Consider the following 15,738-nt stretch of genomic DNA (forward strand, 5'->3'; position numbering starts at 1 on the left):
CTCCAGCCCGGGGGGCTCCCTGCTTCCGGTCACTGCAGGAAATAAACTTCAACCAAACCGGTGCCGGTAGTTTCGGGTTTACCGCGAACCTGAGCGGTGTACTGCCCGGGCTGAATCGTCTGGACCAGGGCCGCCTCGAGATTGTTGGTCGGTTGAAGCCCGGTGCCCTGGAGTTCTACCGCCTGGTCCGTCATCCAGTCGTCATTCTCCCGCACAATGTTCCCGTTCTGGTCCCTGAGCTGAAGGGTTGTGTCGGGCAGCGCATTGGTAATGCCAAACGCCGCCAACGAAGGACCGATCGCCCGGACCACTACCCTGACCGGTCCATTCTGGATAATGAATCCGCCGATCAGCAGTCTGTCGCCGGGTTGGACCAATCCTCTCGTTGCCACGTTGGCCACCCGCGCCGTTGATGCCGGGCTCAGGTCGTAGGCATCGACCACCCCGGTGCCCACCGTGTTGTTCGCCCCGCGTACCACCGCCGTGTAACTGGCGGGCGTGAGGTCAGCGACAATCGCCGATTCCAGGTCGTTCCCCGGCGCCACTCCGCTTCCGTTGATTTCCGCAAATTGATCGCCGGTGATGATCCCACCCACCTGCGTCGTTTTCCAATTATCATTCGAAGCGATCTGCGCATTACTGGCGTCGAAAATTCCCAGGGTCGGATTGGCCACTGCGTCGGTAACTCCAAACGCCGCGAGGGATGGTCCGATCGCGCGCACCAGGAGCTTCTTTGTCGAGCCTGCTGGGCCCTGGATAATAAACCCTTCAATGAGGGCGTTATCCCCCGTGCCGACGGGCAGGCGGGTAGAGATGTTGCCGACGAGGCCGGGTGCGCCATTTCCCGTAATCGTAAAATTGGCGTCGGAAATATCGAAGAAAATATTGCCGACGGCTTCCACCTTGATGCGGGCCGTGGTGGTCGGAAGATTCGGCACCGTGACGTTGGCGGTGCCATTATTAGGAACGCTCGCGGCCAGCACGGCGGCAAAGGAAGTCCCGCCATCCGTGGAGAGCGAGATTTTCACATTTGCCGCGCTGACCGGCGTCGCTGTGGTGTTGGCCACATTCCAGTTCACCGTCAACTGCGAACCCGCCGCTACGGTCACGGCCGTATTCGGTGCCGTGACAACAAACGGTCCGCTCGCCGCGTCGATGTTTATCGCCACGCCGGCGTCGCTTATGCCTCCTTTGTTGTCCCGAACGGCGACGCGGAAGTTCATTGTCCGGGCCACGGAGGGAAGGTTCTCACCGGTCACACAGGTGTCTCCCGTCCGGCAAACAGCGCCGGTGGGCGAAGTTCCCGTGAAAGTCAGCGGGGGAGTGTTCGCGTTGTTCAAAATGTAGGTCAGGCTCGGGTAGGTGCGGGACGAGCTCGCGGCTGGAGCGTAAACCCGAAACAAAGGACGCAGGACGCCGTCCGTGTCGACATCGTAGGTCCCCGGAGGCACTCCATTCGGCCCGCTGGCGGAAGGGGCCAGGTCGTATTCCTCCCAGGAATAAGTTAACGGGTCATTGTCCGCGTCGGTCGCCGTGGCGGTGAGGGTGAAAGGAGTCAATTTCGGGATCGTAAAGCCCGCTCCCGCGCCTGCGACCGGGACATTGTTTCCGGTGGGAGTGCTCGTGCCGCAAGTCGAGCTTTCCCCGTTCTCGATCTGGTCCAGCATCTGGGTGAGACTGCGGATATGAAAGTTATCGAATGAAAACCGTTGCTGGTTTCGGTCCCCGCAAATGCCGACGTAGGACATGATGGTACTTCCGCTCGCGATTTCGAACGCGTTCGGGGCCGAACGGGTGCTGCAGACTGGACCCTCGGATGTGTTGTAAGTGTGCTTTCCGGCGAATTGATGGCCGATTTCGTGGGCCACATAGTCGACCCAAAAAGAATCGCCCGTTGGTGGAACGCGGGCGGAATAACCTTGCGCTTTTTGGGTCGAGCACACCGACGGGCTTAGGGCGACGCCGCCCCCACCCGTGCCGAACAAATGGCCGATGTCGTAATTGGCGGCGCCGATCGTGTTGTCGAGAGTGGTTTGATTGATCGTGAGTTGCGCGCCGTTGTCCGTGTTGTCGTACGGATCAGTGGCCGGGTCCGGAAAAACGGTGTTTGTCCCGGAGACAAGGGTGAAGGTCAACGACAGGTCCCGACGGTAGATGAGAATGAGGCGGTTTACCGCGTTCATCACGTCCGCCAAGGCGGTTGCCTGGCCGCCCCGGTCGACAGTGTACTCTCCGGTGGTCGCGATCGCTATGCGATAAGTCCTCAAATTCGCTCCGTTACTAAACTCGGGAACGGCCGGCTCGATGGGGGCACGGCGATCGCCAGCGGTGGCGCGCTTGCCCAGCTCGAAAAGCCGGTCAATCTCACAATGAAAGGAGCTTTTCGGCGCCTCCAAATCCTGCTTGCGATACGCAATGTAGTTTTCCGGATCGCCAGGAGAATAGGGGTCAAGGTAATGAGACCCATCCGCGCCGATGATGAAAGCGCGTAAACCTTCCTTGGACCAGCTCAGGCGAACGGTCGCAGTTCGATCTTCGATCCCCTGTCCCGAGTACGTTTTCCAATCCGGAGCTTCGGCGGCAACCTGCGGGGAAACCATTGGCGATTCTGTAATCTCGAAACGCCAGAAGCCCCCATCCGCTTTCGGCAGCGTAATGATCACGTGACGGGTTTTCGCCGCGTCACTGAACTCCATCGGGGCGCTGTTTAGAAGCTGGGCCATTGCCACTGTATTCAGCCGCAGAGTCCGATACCGCTGCGGGAGAACCTGGCTTGGACGTTTGGTGGCTATTTCGCTTTCCCTCACATCCTGCCAAAGCGCGGACTGGGCGAAGGCCCCGATAGGAACGAAGACAATGAGAAAAGATGCAATCAATTTACGCATAATAATGGATTTGCTTCGGCGCATATTGCTCAACCCGAGACAAATAGGCGAGATTTTTTTTCAAGCCTTCGCAGGTTCTTTTCGGGGATATCCTCCGGGACCCCGCCGCTACCTGATGTGATGGCGAACATAGTCTGCGACCACCTTGCGCCACGGACGCACCGTTTGGCCGGTGAGCGCCTCGTATCGCGCGCTCGAAAGCACGCTGTACACCGGCCGCTTCGCGACGAAGCTCGTCATGTCAGCGAGGGACGATGCGCCAACCGTGCGCGCTTTCAGTGGAATTCCCTTCTCATGGCAGCAGTCGAGCGCCCATTGGGCGTACTCCTGCCAACTGCACTCGCCGGTGTTGGCCAGATGGAGAATCCCGCTGGCGTAGCCGGGATCGCCGACCCTGGCTGCAGCGAGCGGCTTCAGCCAGGCCGCCAAATCCAAAGTGTAAGTCGGCGTCGCCCATTTGTCCGCGATCGCCTTCACCTCATCGTGTTCCCGAGCCTGGTTGATGGCCCAATCGACGAAGCTCGGCCGATCGGGACCGAAGACCCACGACACGCGCACCATTAACGCGCGCTCATTCGCCTCCAGCGCGCGCCGCTCCCCTTCCCTTTTCGATTCTCCGTAAACACTGATCGGGCGCGCCGGGTCCTCTTCCGCGTAAGGCTCGCGCTTCTCGCCATCGAACACGTAATCGGTACTGATATGGATGAACCGCGCTCGCTTCGCCGCGCAAATTTCAGCGAGAACCCGCGGCGCTTCAGCGTTGAGCGCAAATGCTTCGTCCACGTGCGTCTCGCAGCGATCGACGTTTGTCTGCGCCGCGGTGTTGATCAACGCATCGAACTCCAGTCCGCCGAGAGTGGTGCGCAGTTGTTCCGGCGCGCCGAGATCCAGTTGCGCGTGATTAAATCCGACGACGGAGAATTCCTTACCGTACTCTCGCGTCAGCGCAGCGCCGAGCCGGCCGCCGGCGCCAACGATAACAATTCTCTGCATTGCGCCCAACTAAGCGCCGGAAATTCCAAATCCCAAGCTCCAAATCCCAGGCAAACTCAAAAAACCAAAGTTCAAAGACCGATTTTCGCCACCCGGGCTCCTTGGCGCTTGGAGCTTTCCCCCTTCATTTGGAATTTGGGGGTTTGGATTTGGGATTCCGGCGCTTATTTCGCCGGCTTCGTCGGCTTCTTAGCCTTCGCGAGTTTCGCGCACTCCTGCGCGCACTTACGGCAGGCCTCGGCGCACCGCGAAAAAGCTTCCACCTTCGAATGCTTGTCGCAGGCTTTCGCGAGTTCTTCGCAAGCCCGCGCGCAGACATCGCAAATAGGATAGGCATACTTCGACCCGCGCTCGAGGAGCTGCGTGGTCAGGGTCGCGATCCGCGCACAATCCCGCGCGGTCACGATGACCGACGCCACCGTGTTCACATCCGGCTGGGCCAGCCCGGCCGTCACCACTCGTTCGCAACGCCGGCGCGCAACGTTACAGGCATCGATGCAATCGCTAAATTTTGGAGGCCACATAGCTATTTTCCTCTCGAATGAATTTTGGATGCGGGCCGCTCTTAGCCCTCGGCCGACAGTAGAAAAACTTTGCCTGGCAAGGCAAGATTTTATTGGGAGCCAAAACACGCGACTGCGATCATCCTGGCGGGACTCCCAGGTGATCGCCCTTCGCGGTTTCCGTTTTAGTTAATCCCGTAGGCTTCGACCACGGCGATGCCGGTCACGCCGCCCGAGCCCTTCACAATCGCGGTGTAATTCCCCGGCACCAGTGTGCGAATGATCGCCGACTCCTTGCTATTCGCCGGCGCAAGTCCAGTACCGCTGATCGCTACTTGGTTGTTCGACAACGTCCAGTCGTCGTTCGCTTCGAGCAGGTTGCCGTTTCCATCGCGTAATTCCAGCGCTGGATCCGTCAGTTTTCCAGCAATGGTCAGCGACGGCCCAATCGCGCGCACCACCACATCCTGCGTCGCCTGACCCACTACGATCATTCCTGCGATCAGCACATTGTCGCCGTTCTGCACCAGTCCACGTGAGGAGATATTGGCCAGCTTTGCATTGCCAAAGGGATCCACATCGTAGATCTGGACGACGCCAATGCCCATCGCGTTGTTCGCTCCGCGCACGATCGCCGTGTAAGCCGCGCCGTTGGCGGGAAGCGTCGCCATGACCGCAGACTCCAGATCGTTGGCCGGCGCCAGCCCGGCATCGATGATCGCCTGCTTGTTGCTGTTGGATACCTGCCAATCGTCGTTTTGATCGACCAACGCCCCCGCTGCATTGCGCAATTCGAGCGTCGGGTTAGCCAACTGGCCCGGCAATCCGAGGGATGGACCGATGGCACGGACGATAACCTTCTTGGGTGCGGTCCCGGTGACGATGAACCCTCCAATGAGCACGTTATCGCCATTCCCGACCGACAGTCGCGTGGCGATGTTACCCAGCTGAGTCGGAGGCGCTGGGCTGGGGGACGCCGAAGGAGAGGGCGAGGCTGACGGAGAGGGCGATGGAGACGCAGACGGCGAAGGAGAAGCACTAGGCGATGGGGACGCGGACGGCGAAGGAGAAGCACTAGGCGAGGGCGACGCGGATGGCGAGGGCGAGGCCGATGGCGACGGGGATGCGGATGGGGAGGGCGACGGAGTCGGGGTTGCCGTTGGTGTAACGGTTTCTCCTACTGTTGGGGTCGGGGTTGCGGTTGGGACTGGCGTAGCAGTCGGTGTCGGGTTCGGAGTAGCGGTCGGCGTCGGGTTCGGCGTAACGGTCGGCGTCGGAGTTGCAGTCGGAGCCACGGTGGGAGTTGGCGTGGCCGTCGGCGCGACCGTCGGAGTCGGGGTTGCGGTTGGGACTGGCGTGGCGGTCGGCGTCGGATTCGGCGTGGCCGTAGGGGTTGCAGTCGGCGTGGCCGTTGGCACCGGAGTCGGAGTTGGCGTAGCCGTCGGAACCGGTGTTGCCGTCGGCGTAGGCGTCGGGCCCGCAGTCCCGGGAGCCATGATCGCCACCGTTATGGGCGAACCGGTCTTGAAAAATCCGATCGTCGCGGTCGTGGCCTGCGGCGGGGTGTTGGAATCGAACCGGAAATTGTAAAGCGTGCCCCAGCGAATCGCGTTGGCGTTCTGGTTTTGAGCGAAAGTCTCGCTGCTCCAGGTGAGATCAGAACTGCCTTGGGTGGAGCCCCAGGCTGTGTTGCTATATCCCGCGCTTCCTAACGTGCCGTCATTCGCAATCCCAGGATGATTCGTCGGGGCATGGAATCCGAGATTGCTCACGGTGGCTCCGCTACCAAAGGCAACAGGCACCGTGAAGGATTGGATCGCCCGGTCCAGATTCTCATTGTAAACCACGTATTCGTAGTGCCAGACACCCGTCGAAGGATTCGTCACTCGATAACCGACAAACCCGACGCCATCGACTCCCGGCGCCGGCTCGATTTGGTTAATAGTCGCCTGCGGGTTGCTGGTCGCTGCCCTCCAGGCGTTGATGGCAGGCTCCGTCCTCACCGTGGTGAAACCGGTCCCGGAAAAAGTGAAACTGGTCGTGCCGGTAACCGTAAACCGCCGATACGAGACGTTATTCTTCATGTTCGCGTTATTGACGCATTGGCCCGGATTCTGGCTGCACCAGAGGAATTCGTGCGGAGTCACATATTGACCTTCGGCAAAATAAGTCGCCCCGGTGTTTTGCGTGGTGTCCAGATCGCTGACTGCGACCAGGCAGCGATGAGTTGGACCCGCGTGGGTGTGGCCGGTGTGGTTATTCGGATTCGTAGCCCCCGAATCGCCTCGAGGATAAACACCCGTAAAGGGATTGACCCACGCCCGCGAACCAATCCCGGTTTGATCGGAATTCAGGCTGGCTGAATAAGGATCGGAGCAGCCCGAGCCAAGATGGGAGCCGCCGGTACCGTTGCAGCCAAAGCCGCAGATATTCTGAGTCAAGGCGGTGAAAGCATGTTTGAGCCAGGACTGGCCGACCTGTTCGAACCGGTCGTTGTTGCTCGTTCCGCCGCTCATTCGATACAAATTCTGCGGGATGACTGGATGGTCGTTGCTAGGCAACTGAAACCAGTCCAGGTCCACGATGCCGTTGTTGCAGGAAGTCGTGGCGACGCCGAGTCCAACAAAGCCGCCCGAGGCGGTTCCAAATTGTTGCATGGCGGGTAAGTCTCCTACGATGACGTCGGGCCCGGGCGCTGTGCCCACCGAAGGGACAGATGGCTGATTACTGTCATGCCGGAGCGGCGGCATCACCGATGATTGCACCGATCCGTTCACCAGCTTGTCGATTTCGATCGGGTAAACGGAAGCCGCAATCGAGATGTTTCCCACGATTGCACCTGCTTCCACGTTTCCGAGCTGCCGGGCGAATTCCTTCGAAACGAGGAGTCTGCCGTTGTCGATCCGAAGGACCCGCTGGGCCGCGTCGTAATTGTACTCGTGGCCATCAATATTGAAGAAAACAAGGCCGGTCCTGGAGTCGCGCAGCACCAGTTCGACACTTTCTCCCCAGGAAACTTTTTCCAGGACCAACTGCCGGATGGAAGCGCTTAACGCCGCGGGAAGAGTCCCAGAATTTTGTGGCGTCAAAGCCATCGAGCCGGGCTCCGGCCCGCGCAGCTGATCGTTGAGGACGAGCATCGTGAAAAACGAATTTGGCGACACCGCGAAACGCAGTGTTTCCAGCTGGGCCTTTTCCGCCGAGGCGTCCCCGTTGAGCCGCTTGAGGTCGAGATCCATCGCGACGCTCCCGTTCGCGACGATCATTCTTTCCAGCGTGCCGCTCGGTCCGTCAGCGCTTTTGGCTGGCGATCGAGCGATCAAATCTCCCGAGCTGTTGCTCAACAGCAACAGCACCGGGACCACGATACGAAGGACTAGTGTTTTTAACATGTTTTGAAACTCCCAAAGCTCCGGGCAATCCCTTGAATGAATCCTGGAGGCGGCGCGCTCCTGACCCTTGACCGATAGTAGGAAAATTCTGCCGCGTCAGGCAAGATCTTATTGAGACGGGCAATCAACGAAGTCGCCATGCCTCAACCATTTGAGGCATGGCGCGACTGCGATCACCCTGGCCGGAGCTCCAAGTGATCGCCACTTCGCGGTTTCAGTCTTAATTGATTCCGTAGGCTTCGACCACGGCGATGCCGGTCGCGCCGCCCGAACCCTTCACAAGCGCGGTGTAATTCCCCGGCGGCAGGGCCCGGATAATTGCGCTTTCCACCGGGCTCGACGGAGCAAGCCCGCTATCGATCAGCGCCTGCTTGTTGTTCGACAGCTCCCAGTCGTCGTTCCCTTCTACCATGTTCCCGTTTCCATCGTGCAATTCCAGCGACGGATCCGCCAGTTTTCCAGCAATAGTCAGCGATGGCCCAATCGCGCGCACCACTACGTTTTGCGAGCTTTGACCCACCACGATCATTCCCGCGATCAGCACATTGTCGCCCGTCTCCACCAGCCCACGTGAGGAAATGTTGGCCAGCCTCGCGTTCCCAAACGGATCCACATCGTAAATCTGGACCACGCCGATGCCCGTCGTGTTGTTCGCTCCGCGCACGATCGCCGTGTAAGCCGCGCCGTTGGCCGGAAGGGTCGCCATGAGAGCGGATTCGAGAGCGTTGGACGGGGCCAGGCCCTTGTCGATGATATCCTGGGTGTGGCTGTTGGAAACCTGCCAATCGTCATTTTGATCGATCACCGCGCCCGCTGAATTGCGGAGCTCGAGCGTCGGATTCGCAAGCTGACCGGGCAATCCGATCGACGGGCCGATGGCACGGATGATGACCGTCTTTGGCGTGGTCCCGGTGACAATGAATCCACCAATTAGTGCATTGTCACCTGTCCCGACCGACAGTCGCGTGGCGATGTTACCCAGCTGAGTCGGCGGCGCTGGACTCGGCGTTGCCGTCGGATTCGGTGTTGCGGTCGGGTTTGGAGTCGCCGTTGCGGTCGGATTCGGCGTCGCGGTTGCCGTCGGCACCGGAGTTGGGGTTGCAGTTGGCACGGGAGTCGCAGTCGGCGTGGCCGTCGGCGCTACGGTCGGAGTTGGGGTTGCCGTAGGCACTGGCGTAGCCGTCGGCGTCGCCGTTGGCACAGGGGTCGCGGTCGGCGTAGCCGTCGGCACCGGTGTGGCCGTCGGTGTAGGCGTCGGGCCCGCGGTCCCAGGAGCCATGATCGACACCGTAATGGGCGAACCGGTCTTGAAAAATCCGATCGTCGCGGTCGTGGCCTGCGGCGGGGTGTTGGAATCGAACCGGAAATTATACATGGTGCCCCAGCGAATCGCATTCGCGTTCTGGTTCACCGCAAACGTCTCGCTGCTCCAGGTGATGCTCGAGCTGTCTTGCACGTTACCCCATGCGGTATTGCTGTAGCCCGCGTCGCCCAGGGTGCCGTCATTGGCAATTCCAGGATGATTTGTCGGCGCATGGAAGCCCAGGTTGCTCAGGGTGGCTCCGCTGCCAAAGGCAACCGGCACCGCGAAAGACTGAATCGCGCGATCGAGGTTCTGATTGTACACGATGTACTCATAATGCCAGACCCCCGCCGACGGATTCGTCACGCGGTAACCGACGTATCCGATCCCGTCGACTCCAGGCGCCGGCTCGATCTGATTGATCGTGACTCTCGTTTCTACAGCCTCGGCGGCGTGCGCCGCCCTCCAGGCGTTGATCGCAGGTTCCGTCCGCACCGTGGAAGCCGCTCCTGTGAAAGAGAAGGTGGTGGTACCCGTTACGGTAAACCGCCGGTAGGAAACGTTGTTCTTCATGTTGGCGTTGTTGACGCACTGACCGGGGTTCTGGCTGCACCAGAGAAATTCATGCGGCGTCACATATTGACCTTCGGCAAAATAGGTCGCTCCCACATTTTGCGTTGTGTCCAGGTCGCTGACCGCCACCAGGCAGCGGTGGGTCGTGCCCGTTTCGCTGTGACCCGAGTGGTTATTCGGGTTGGTGGCCGAATCGCCTCTGGGATAAACGCCCGTGAACGGGTTCACCCACGCGCGAGAACCCAGCCGGCTTTGCTGAGAATTTAAGCTGGCTGAATAAGGATCGGAACAACCTGAACCCAGATGCGAACCCCCCACTCCATTACAACCAAAGCCGCAAATGTTTTCAGTCAGGGCCGTGAAAGCGTGCTTTAGCCAGGATTGGCCGACCTGTTCGAAATGGTCGTTGTTGGTCGTCCCGCCACTCATCCGATACAAATTCTGCGGGATGACCGGATGGTCGTTGCTCGGCAACTGGAACCAATCCAAGTCCACCACGCCGTTATTACAGGAAGTCGTCGCGACACCGAGTCCGACAAAGCCGCCAGCGCTCCCAGCCTGCGTCATGCTCGGCAAATCTCCCACGATGACGTCCGGCCCGGGGGCCGTGCCGACCGAAGGAACGGACGGCTGATTGCTGTCGTGCCGCAGCGGCGGCATCACCGAGGATTGCACCGAACCGTCGACTACCTTGTCGATTTCGATCGGATAAACCGAGGCCGCAATCGAAATGTTTCCCACGATCGCGCCCGCTTCCACGTTTGCGAGCTGCTGGGCGAATTCTTTCGAAACGAGAAGTCTCCCGGCGTCGATCCGAAGGACATGCTGGGCCGCGTCGTAATTGTACTGGTGTCCATCAATATTGAAGAAAACGAAGCCCGTCCTGGCGTCGCGCACCACGAGATCGAAGCTTGCTTCCGAAGAAGCTTTTTCCACGACCAGCTGTTGGATGGAAGCCGTCAACGCCGCGGGAAGAGTCGCGGAATTCTGAGGCGTCAATGCCATCGCGCCGGGCTCTGGCCCGCGCAAGAGATCGTTCAGAACGATCATCGTGAAGAACGAATTTGGCGACACCGCGAAATGCAGGGTTTCCAACTGCGCTTTTTCCACCGAGGCGTCTCCGTTGAGCCGCTTCAGATCGAGATCCATCGCGACGCTCCCGTTCGCTACGATCATCCTCTCGAGAGTGCCGCTCGGCCCGGCCCCGTTTTCAGCGTTTTTGGCGGGGGATTTTGCGATTAAATCTCCCGAACTATTGCTGAAGAGCAAAAGCAATGGGACTATGACACAAGTAATGAATCTTTTTAGCATGGTGTGAACTCCAAAGCGCCCGAGGTGTCTCGGATTTCCTGCCATATGAGAGCACTTTTTGGGAAAAAATCCTCTCGAAAAAGTAACAGGTTCCGCGGTTGAAATGAGCGGCCGTTGCCGGGCGCGGCCCCCTCATTATGAAAACTGGTTGTGAAGATCAAGCACTAAAAAAGCGGGGCCCGCGAATTTCCGGCCCGGCCCAGGTTTGGCCCCCCCGGATGCGCGCCTCCAAGACCAGCCGCTGGCGCGCCGCCGCCCTCATTCTGCTCAATCTTTTCATGATCGCCCACGTGATCCAGTGGCGAGTCACCGGCAGGACCGTTTCGCCGATCGAACCCTCGGAATCGATGCAAACCCTCCAGAACGGTGCGGTCAACGCCGGCTTTATCTTTTTCTCCATCGCCATCCTGGCCACGATCGTCTTCGGGCGCTACGTCTGCGGCTGGGGTTGCCACATCGTCGCCCTCCAGGACTTCTGCGCCTGGTTGCTCCAAAAGATCGGGCTCCGCCCCAAGCCGTTTCGCTCCCGGCTCCTGGTTTATGTGCCGCTCATCGCCGCATTATATATGTTCGTCTGGCCGACCACGTATAGGCTCCTCTTCAGCCCCGAACCCGGCCCCGCCATCCCCGCGTTCAGCAACCACCTCGTCACGGAAAATTTTTGGGCCACGTTTCCAACGGTCGCGGTCGCCATTCCGTTCCTGCTCATTTGTGGATTTCTCACCGTCTATTTTCTTGGGATGAAAGGCTTCTGCACTTACGCCTGCCCGTACGGCGGATTCTTTGCCCTGGCCGATACCCTCTCGCCGTTCCGGATTCGCGTGACCGACGCCTGCAATCAGTGCGGACATTGCACCGCCACCTGCACCTCGAACGTGCTGGTCCACGCTGAGGTAAAGGAATACAAAATGGTGGTCGACCCGGGCTGCATGAAATGCATGGACTGCGTGAGCGTCTGTCCGAATGACGCGCTTTATGTCGGCTGGGGAAAACCGGCCGTCGCAGTCCGCAAATCGGACAAGATTCCCCGCCGCTATTCGCTTACCTGGCCGGAGGAAATTCTCGGAGCCCTCACTTTTTTCGGCAGCTTCATGGCGGTCCGCGGCGTGTACGGACTTGTGCCATTCCTGATGGCCCTGGGTTATGCCGCGGTCACAACCTTTCTGACTCTCACGATTTGGAAATTGATGACGCGCGAATCGCTCTCCTTTTACCGATTCGATTTGAAGGCTCTCGGGAAAATCAAAACCGCCGGACTCATGTTTCTTTCCCTCTCGATCATTTGGATTGGCCTTTGTCTCCACAGCGGCTGGGTTCGCTGGCACGAACACCAGGGCGACCAGGCCTTCCAACGATTGCAGGTTCCCGATGAGCTCGCCCTCGCCCAGGTCGATCCGGCCCCGTGGCTCACTCCGGAGGACCGTCGAAACGCCGAAGCGGGCCAAAAGTCGCTGACCGCGGCGGCCGACTACGGATTGTTCGTGAACCCCGACGCGCTGGCCAAGCTGGCCTGGTTCGACTACCTGCTCGGGAACGCGACCAAATCGGTTGAACGTTTGCGCCAGGCCGCCGATCACCAGAAAGACCAGGCCAAAGCGCTGAGTCTCTATTATCTCGGCACGATTCAAAACCGGCTGAGCCGTTACCCCGAGGCGCTCAAGAGTCTGGACGAGTCCTTGAAGGAACGGCCGGACTTATTGCTGGCCCGGCAGGAACGCGGCGAATCGCTCTGGCAATTGGGGAACAAGGAAGAAGCCGCCGCTACGTGGGCTGACGCAGTCCAACGCAACACGCATCTTTCCCTGGCCGGGAATTTCCTGGCGGGTGCCGAGCGCTCACTCGGCCGAACCGAAGACTCGGTCGCGCACGAAAAACAGGCGGACCAATCCACTCCGGACATTCCGGCCTACCATTGGATGCTCGGGCTGCGGTTGCAAAGCGTCGGCATGCCGGAACTCGCCCAAAAGCATTTCCAGCGAGCGGCCCAACTCGATCCCCGTTTCCGGGCCCGACCGAACTGATCGTTCGACCGGCGAGGACGATCACTGCGCCTACTGAATATTGTAAACTTCGACCAAGCCGACGCCGGTCGTGCGGCCACTTCCGCGCACCACCGCCGTGTAGGCGCCGGGAGCAACGGTCTCGATCAGCGCCGCTTCTTCGTCGTGATTTGGAGCAAGGTTCGTGGCTTCGATCTCCGGACGTTGGTCCGTTTTCCAGTTGTCGTTGGAGCGAATCACGGTCCCGCTCGAGTTCACCAGGTCCAGAGTCGGATTATCTAGAGAGTTTGGCACCCCAAAGTCCCCAAGCGTTGGCCCCAGTGCGCGCACCAGCACTTTGCTGCTGGTCCCATTGCTCGGGCTCACAATCAATCCCGCGATCATCACGTTGTCGTCCACGTCCACAAACCCGCGCGTGCTGATGTTCCCCAGTTTCGAAGCTGAACCTTGTTCGAGATCGAACAGTTCCACCAGGCCTACTCCGGTTTCCCCATTCTTCCCGCGAACGATCGCCGTGTAGCCCTGATTCGGCGTCAGTGTCGCGATGATCGCCGATTCGGCGTCCTTGTTTGGCGCCAGCCCGCTGTTCTGGATTTCGACCTGTTGCGGCGATAGTCGCCAATCGTCATTACTAGTGAGGAGTGTATTGCCTAGATAAAGCTCAAGAGTGGGATCTTGCAGGGCGCCCGGCACACCGAAGTCATTGAGGCTCGGCCCGATCGCTCGAATAATTACTTTCTTGTTCGCCGTCCCCGTGGCGATCATCCCACCGATAAGAACATTATTTCCACCGAGAACGCGAAGGCGGGTGGAGATATTGCCCAATGAACCGGGGGTAGCGGTAGGTACTGGAGTCGGTGTTGCCGAAGGAATTGGCGTCGCCGAAGGAGTTGCAGTCGGGGTCGGCGTCACGCTCGGACCGGGCGACGGAGTCGCAGTGGCAATTGGCGTCGGAGTTGGTGTAGGTGCCCCCATTGGTTTGCGCCAGACGCCCTCCCGAAACGTCCCGGCAAACAGGTAAGCATTATCGGCGGCCGATGCTTCAACATCGGGTATTGAGCATTGCGGAAATCCTTCATTAACGGCGGTCCAGGTCGCACCGCTATCGGTGGATAACCACATTCCTGCCGCATCGCCGGCGAATATGGCGCCGCCTCTAAACGTATAAGTGAAGATGCCGCAACCAAACGGACAGTTCCCGGGTGGATCACTAAAAGTCCAGCTTTCCCCGAAATCCGTTGAGTAAAAAGCGGCAAACAGGCCACCTGCGAGCACATTGCTTCCATTTGCCGCGAGACGCTCAATATCCACATTGAGGGCCTGTCTTTGCGTCCAGGTAACGCCTCCATCGGTGGATTTGTACAAACCTTTGACTGAAGAGCTCTGCCCAAACACTCCGGCATAAGCAAGAGCACTTCCATCCGATGCAACCGCAGTCACGGCAGTAGGAGTGACAGGCAAGTTGGCCTGATGCCAGGTGCTGCCGTCGTCGGATGAATAAAAGATGCCAGCTAGACTTTCTGACACGGAAAACTCGACATTCACCGCTGCGACAATATTACCACCACTCACCGTCATAGAGTATGCCGTCACCTTTATGTTCGGCGGAAAGCCATTCAGCATTCTCTGAAACGTCGCACCGCCGTCGGTCGATTTGTAAATACCCCCGAGTGCTCCAGCAAAGAGCGCGTTATCCTTTATGCAGAAGGTCAAAACCAGCTCTTGAGCGAGGAGGCTGTTATTCGGATCAACTTTTGTCCAAGTACCTCCATGATCACTTGAACGATAAATGCCGTCTCCCTCCGTTGCTGCGAAGAGGTCCGCTCCAAAAGAAATCAGACTGCGGATAGTTTTAGCGACCGGCAGGCCTGCGGCAGCGGGGTCCCAACTCGCCCCACCGTTCGTGCTCCGGTAGATTCCTGCTGCCTCCGCGGGCGTGCTGGCAAAAAGAGTGGTCCCATCATAGAGCAACGCTTCGATAACTCCGTGGCCCAGGCCGGCACTGACGTCGCTCCAGGTTGCCCCGAAATCAATAGATTTGAAAACCTTACTGGTGGCACCGAGATAAATCGTGCTGCCATTCGCAGAAAAAGAAACCGCTCCGCCTGAAAACGTTTCAAAATTCCAGGTCGCGCCGTTATCCGTTGAAGTATGAAATCCTCCTGTCCCGGCTGCGCCAAACAACTTCGTGCCGACTTTGGCAAAGGAACTGACGCCGGTCAGGGCAAACTGCTCCACGAGGTCCCAGGTAGCTCCGTCATCGATTGATCGCCAGATAAAATTGCTCTCCGCCACAATGATCGCGTCGTCGCTGACGATGGATTTGCCTGGCCGTGTTATGATGGAAGGAACTACCTGCCAGGTATTTCCATTATCGGTTGATCGCGCGACACCGCTGTCATTAGGAAGGGCAGAGAAAAATGCCCAGACAGTGCCTCCTTTGATTGCGAAGGAATTGACTCCGTTGCCGGCCAGTCCGGTCGTCGCGCTCCAAGTCGCTCCGTTATCCGTAGACCGGAAAACATTTTGCAAACTGGGACATTCGTTTCGGGTAGCAACTAACAGGTTGGTTCCGGAGAAAATTATGTCGCTGACTTCGACCCGCTCGATGCCGGCATTTGCCGCCACCCAGCTCAAACCGTTATCGGTCGATTTGTATACTCCCTGGGACTTAGTTCCTGCATAGACAATGTTATTAACCTTGAAGATCACGTTTGTCTCTATGCCAAGCGGGCCGGCGGTTTTTTCCCAGGGTGCCGCACCAGCCATGCCGGAGAT

At 59.0% G+C, this 15,738-nt stretch carries 7 protein-coding genes; 1 reads left to right on the forward strand and 6 read right to left on the reverse strand.

Translation table 11 applies throughout. From position 1 onward, the window contains the following. Positions 1 to 29: 29 nt before the first annotated feature. The 5 genes from VJU77_16970 to VJU77_16990 all read right to left on the reverse strand — a co-directional run bounded on the left by VJU77_16970 (position 30) and on the right by VJU77_16990 (position 10,825). Positions 30 to 2,885 (reverse strand): zinc-dependent metalloprotease family protein, encoded by a 2,856-nt coding sequence (locus VJU77_16970; protein HKP05046.1) that lies wholly within the window; start codon positions 2,883 to 2,885, stop codon positions 30 to 32. Positions 2,886 to 2,993: 108 nt separating this feature from the next. Next, positions 2,994 to 3,878: a dTDP-4-dehydrorhamnose reductase gene (gene rfbD, locus VJU77_16975; GenBank protein ID HKP05047.1), complete on the reverse strand. Its 885-nt coding sequence runs from the start codon at positions 3,876 to 3,878 to the stop codon at positions 2,994 to 2,996. Positions 3,879 to 4,042: 164 nt separating this feature from the next. Beyond that, entirely contained in the window at positions 4,043 to 4,402 is a 360-nt protein-coding gene (locus tag VJU77_16980; GenBank protein HKP05048.1) for a four-helix bundle copper-binding protein, read from the reverse strand. 164 nt (positions 4,403 to 4,566) lie between these two features. Beyond that, positions 4,567 to 7,773 (reverse strand): hypothetical protein, encoded by a 3,207-nt coding sequence (locus VJU77_16985; GenBank protein ID HKP05049.1) that lies wholly within the window; start codon positions 7,771 to 7,773, stop codon positions 4,567 to 4,569. Between the two features lie 220 nt (positions 7,774 to 7,993). Continuing rightward, positions 7,994 to 10,825, reverse strand: coding sequence for a hypothetical protein (locus tag VJU77_16990; GenBank protein ID HKP05050.1), 2,832 nt, complete (start codon positions 10,823 to 10,825; stop codon positions 7,994 to 7,996). Positions 10,826 to 11,178: 353 nt separating this feature from the next. On the opposite strand from VJU77_16990, the gene VJU77_16995 reads away from it, so the two are divergent. Continuing rightward, the gene (locus VJU77_16995; protein ID HKP05051.1) at positions 11,179 to 12,981 is read left to right on the forward strand and encodes a 4Fe-4S binding protein; all 1,803 of its coding nucleotides are present in this window, start codon (positions 11,179 to 11,181) and stop codon (positions 12,979 to 12,981) included. A 30-nt stretch (positions 12,982 to 13,011) separates the two neighbouring features. Here the strand turns inward: VJU77_16995 and VJU77_17000 are convergent, their stop codons facing one another. Then, complete coding sequence (locus VJU77_17000; protein ID HKP05052.1) at positions 13,012 to 15,729, reverse strand: hypothetical protein; 2,718 nt, start codon at positions 15,727 to 15,729, stop codon at positions 13,012 to 13,014. Between the last annotated feature and the right edge of the window lie 9 nt (positions 15,730 to 15,738).

The organism is Chthoniobacterales bacterium (assembly GCA_035274845.1).
In the GTDB taxonomy this organism is placed as follows: Bacteria; Verrucomicrobiota; Verrucomicrobiia; order Chthoniobacterales; family UBA10450; genus AV80.

Excerpts from the sequence above, each read along its gene's own strand:
- VJU77_16970 (HKP05046.1), bottom strand. The coding sequence starts at position 2,885 with ATGCGTAAATTGATTGCATCTTTTCTCATTGTCTTCGTTCCTATCGGG.
- rfbD (HKP05047.1), bottom strand. The coding sequence starts at position 3,878 with ATGCAGAGAATTGTTATCGTTGGCGCCGGCGGCCGGCTCGGCGCTGCG.
- VJU77_16980 (HKP05048.1), bottom strand. The coding sequence starts at position 4,402 with ATGTGGCCTCCAAAATTTAGCGATTGCATCGATGCCTGTAACGTTGCG.
- VJU77_16985 (HKP05049.1), bottom strand. The coding sequence starts at position 7,773 with ATGTTAAAAACACTAGTCCTTCGTATCGTGGTCCCGGTGCTGTTGCTG.
- VJU77_16990 (HKP05050.1), bottom strand. The coding sequence starts at position 10,825 with ATGATCGTAGCGAACGGGAGCGTCGCGATGGATCTCGATCTGAAGCGG.
- VJU77_16995 (HKP05051.1), top strand. The coding sequence starts at position 11,179 with ATGCGCGCCTCCAAGACCAGCCGCTGGCGCGCCGCCGCCCTCATTCTG.
- VJU77_17000 (HKP05052.1), bottom strand. The coding sequence starts at position 15,729 with ATGGCTGGTGCGGCACCCTGGGAAAAAACCGCCGGCCCGCTTGGCATA.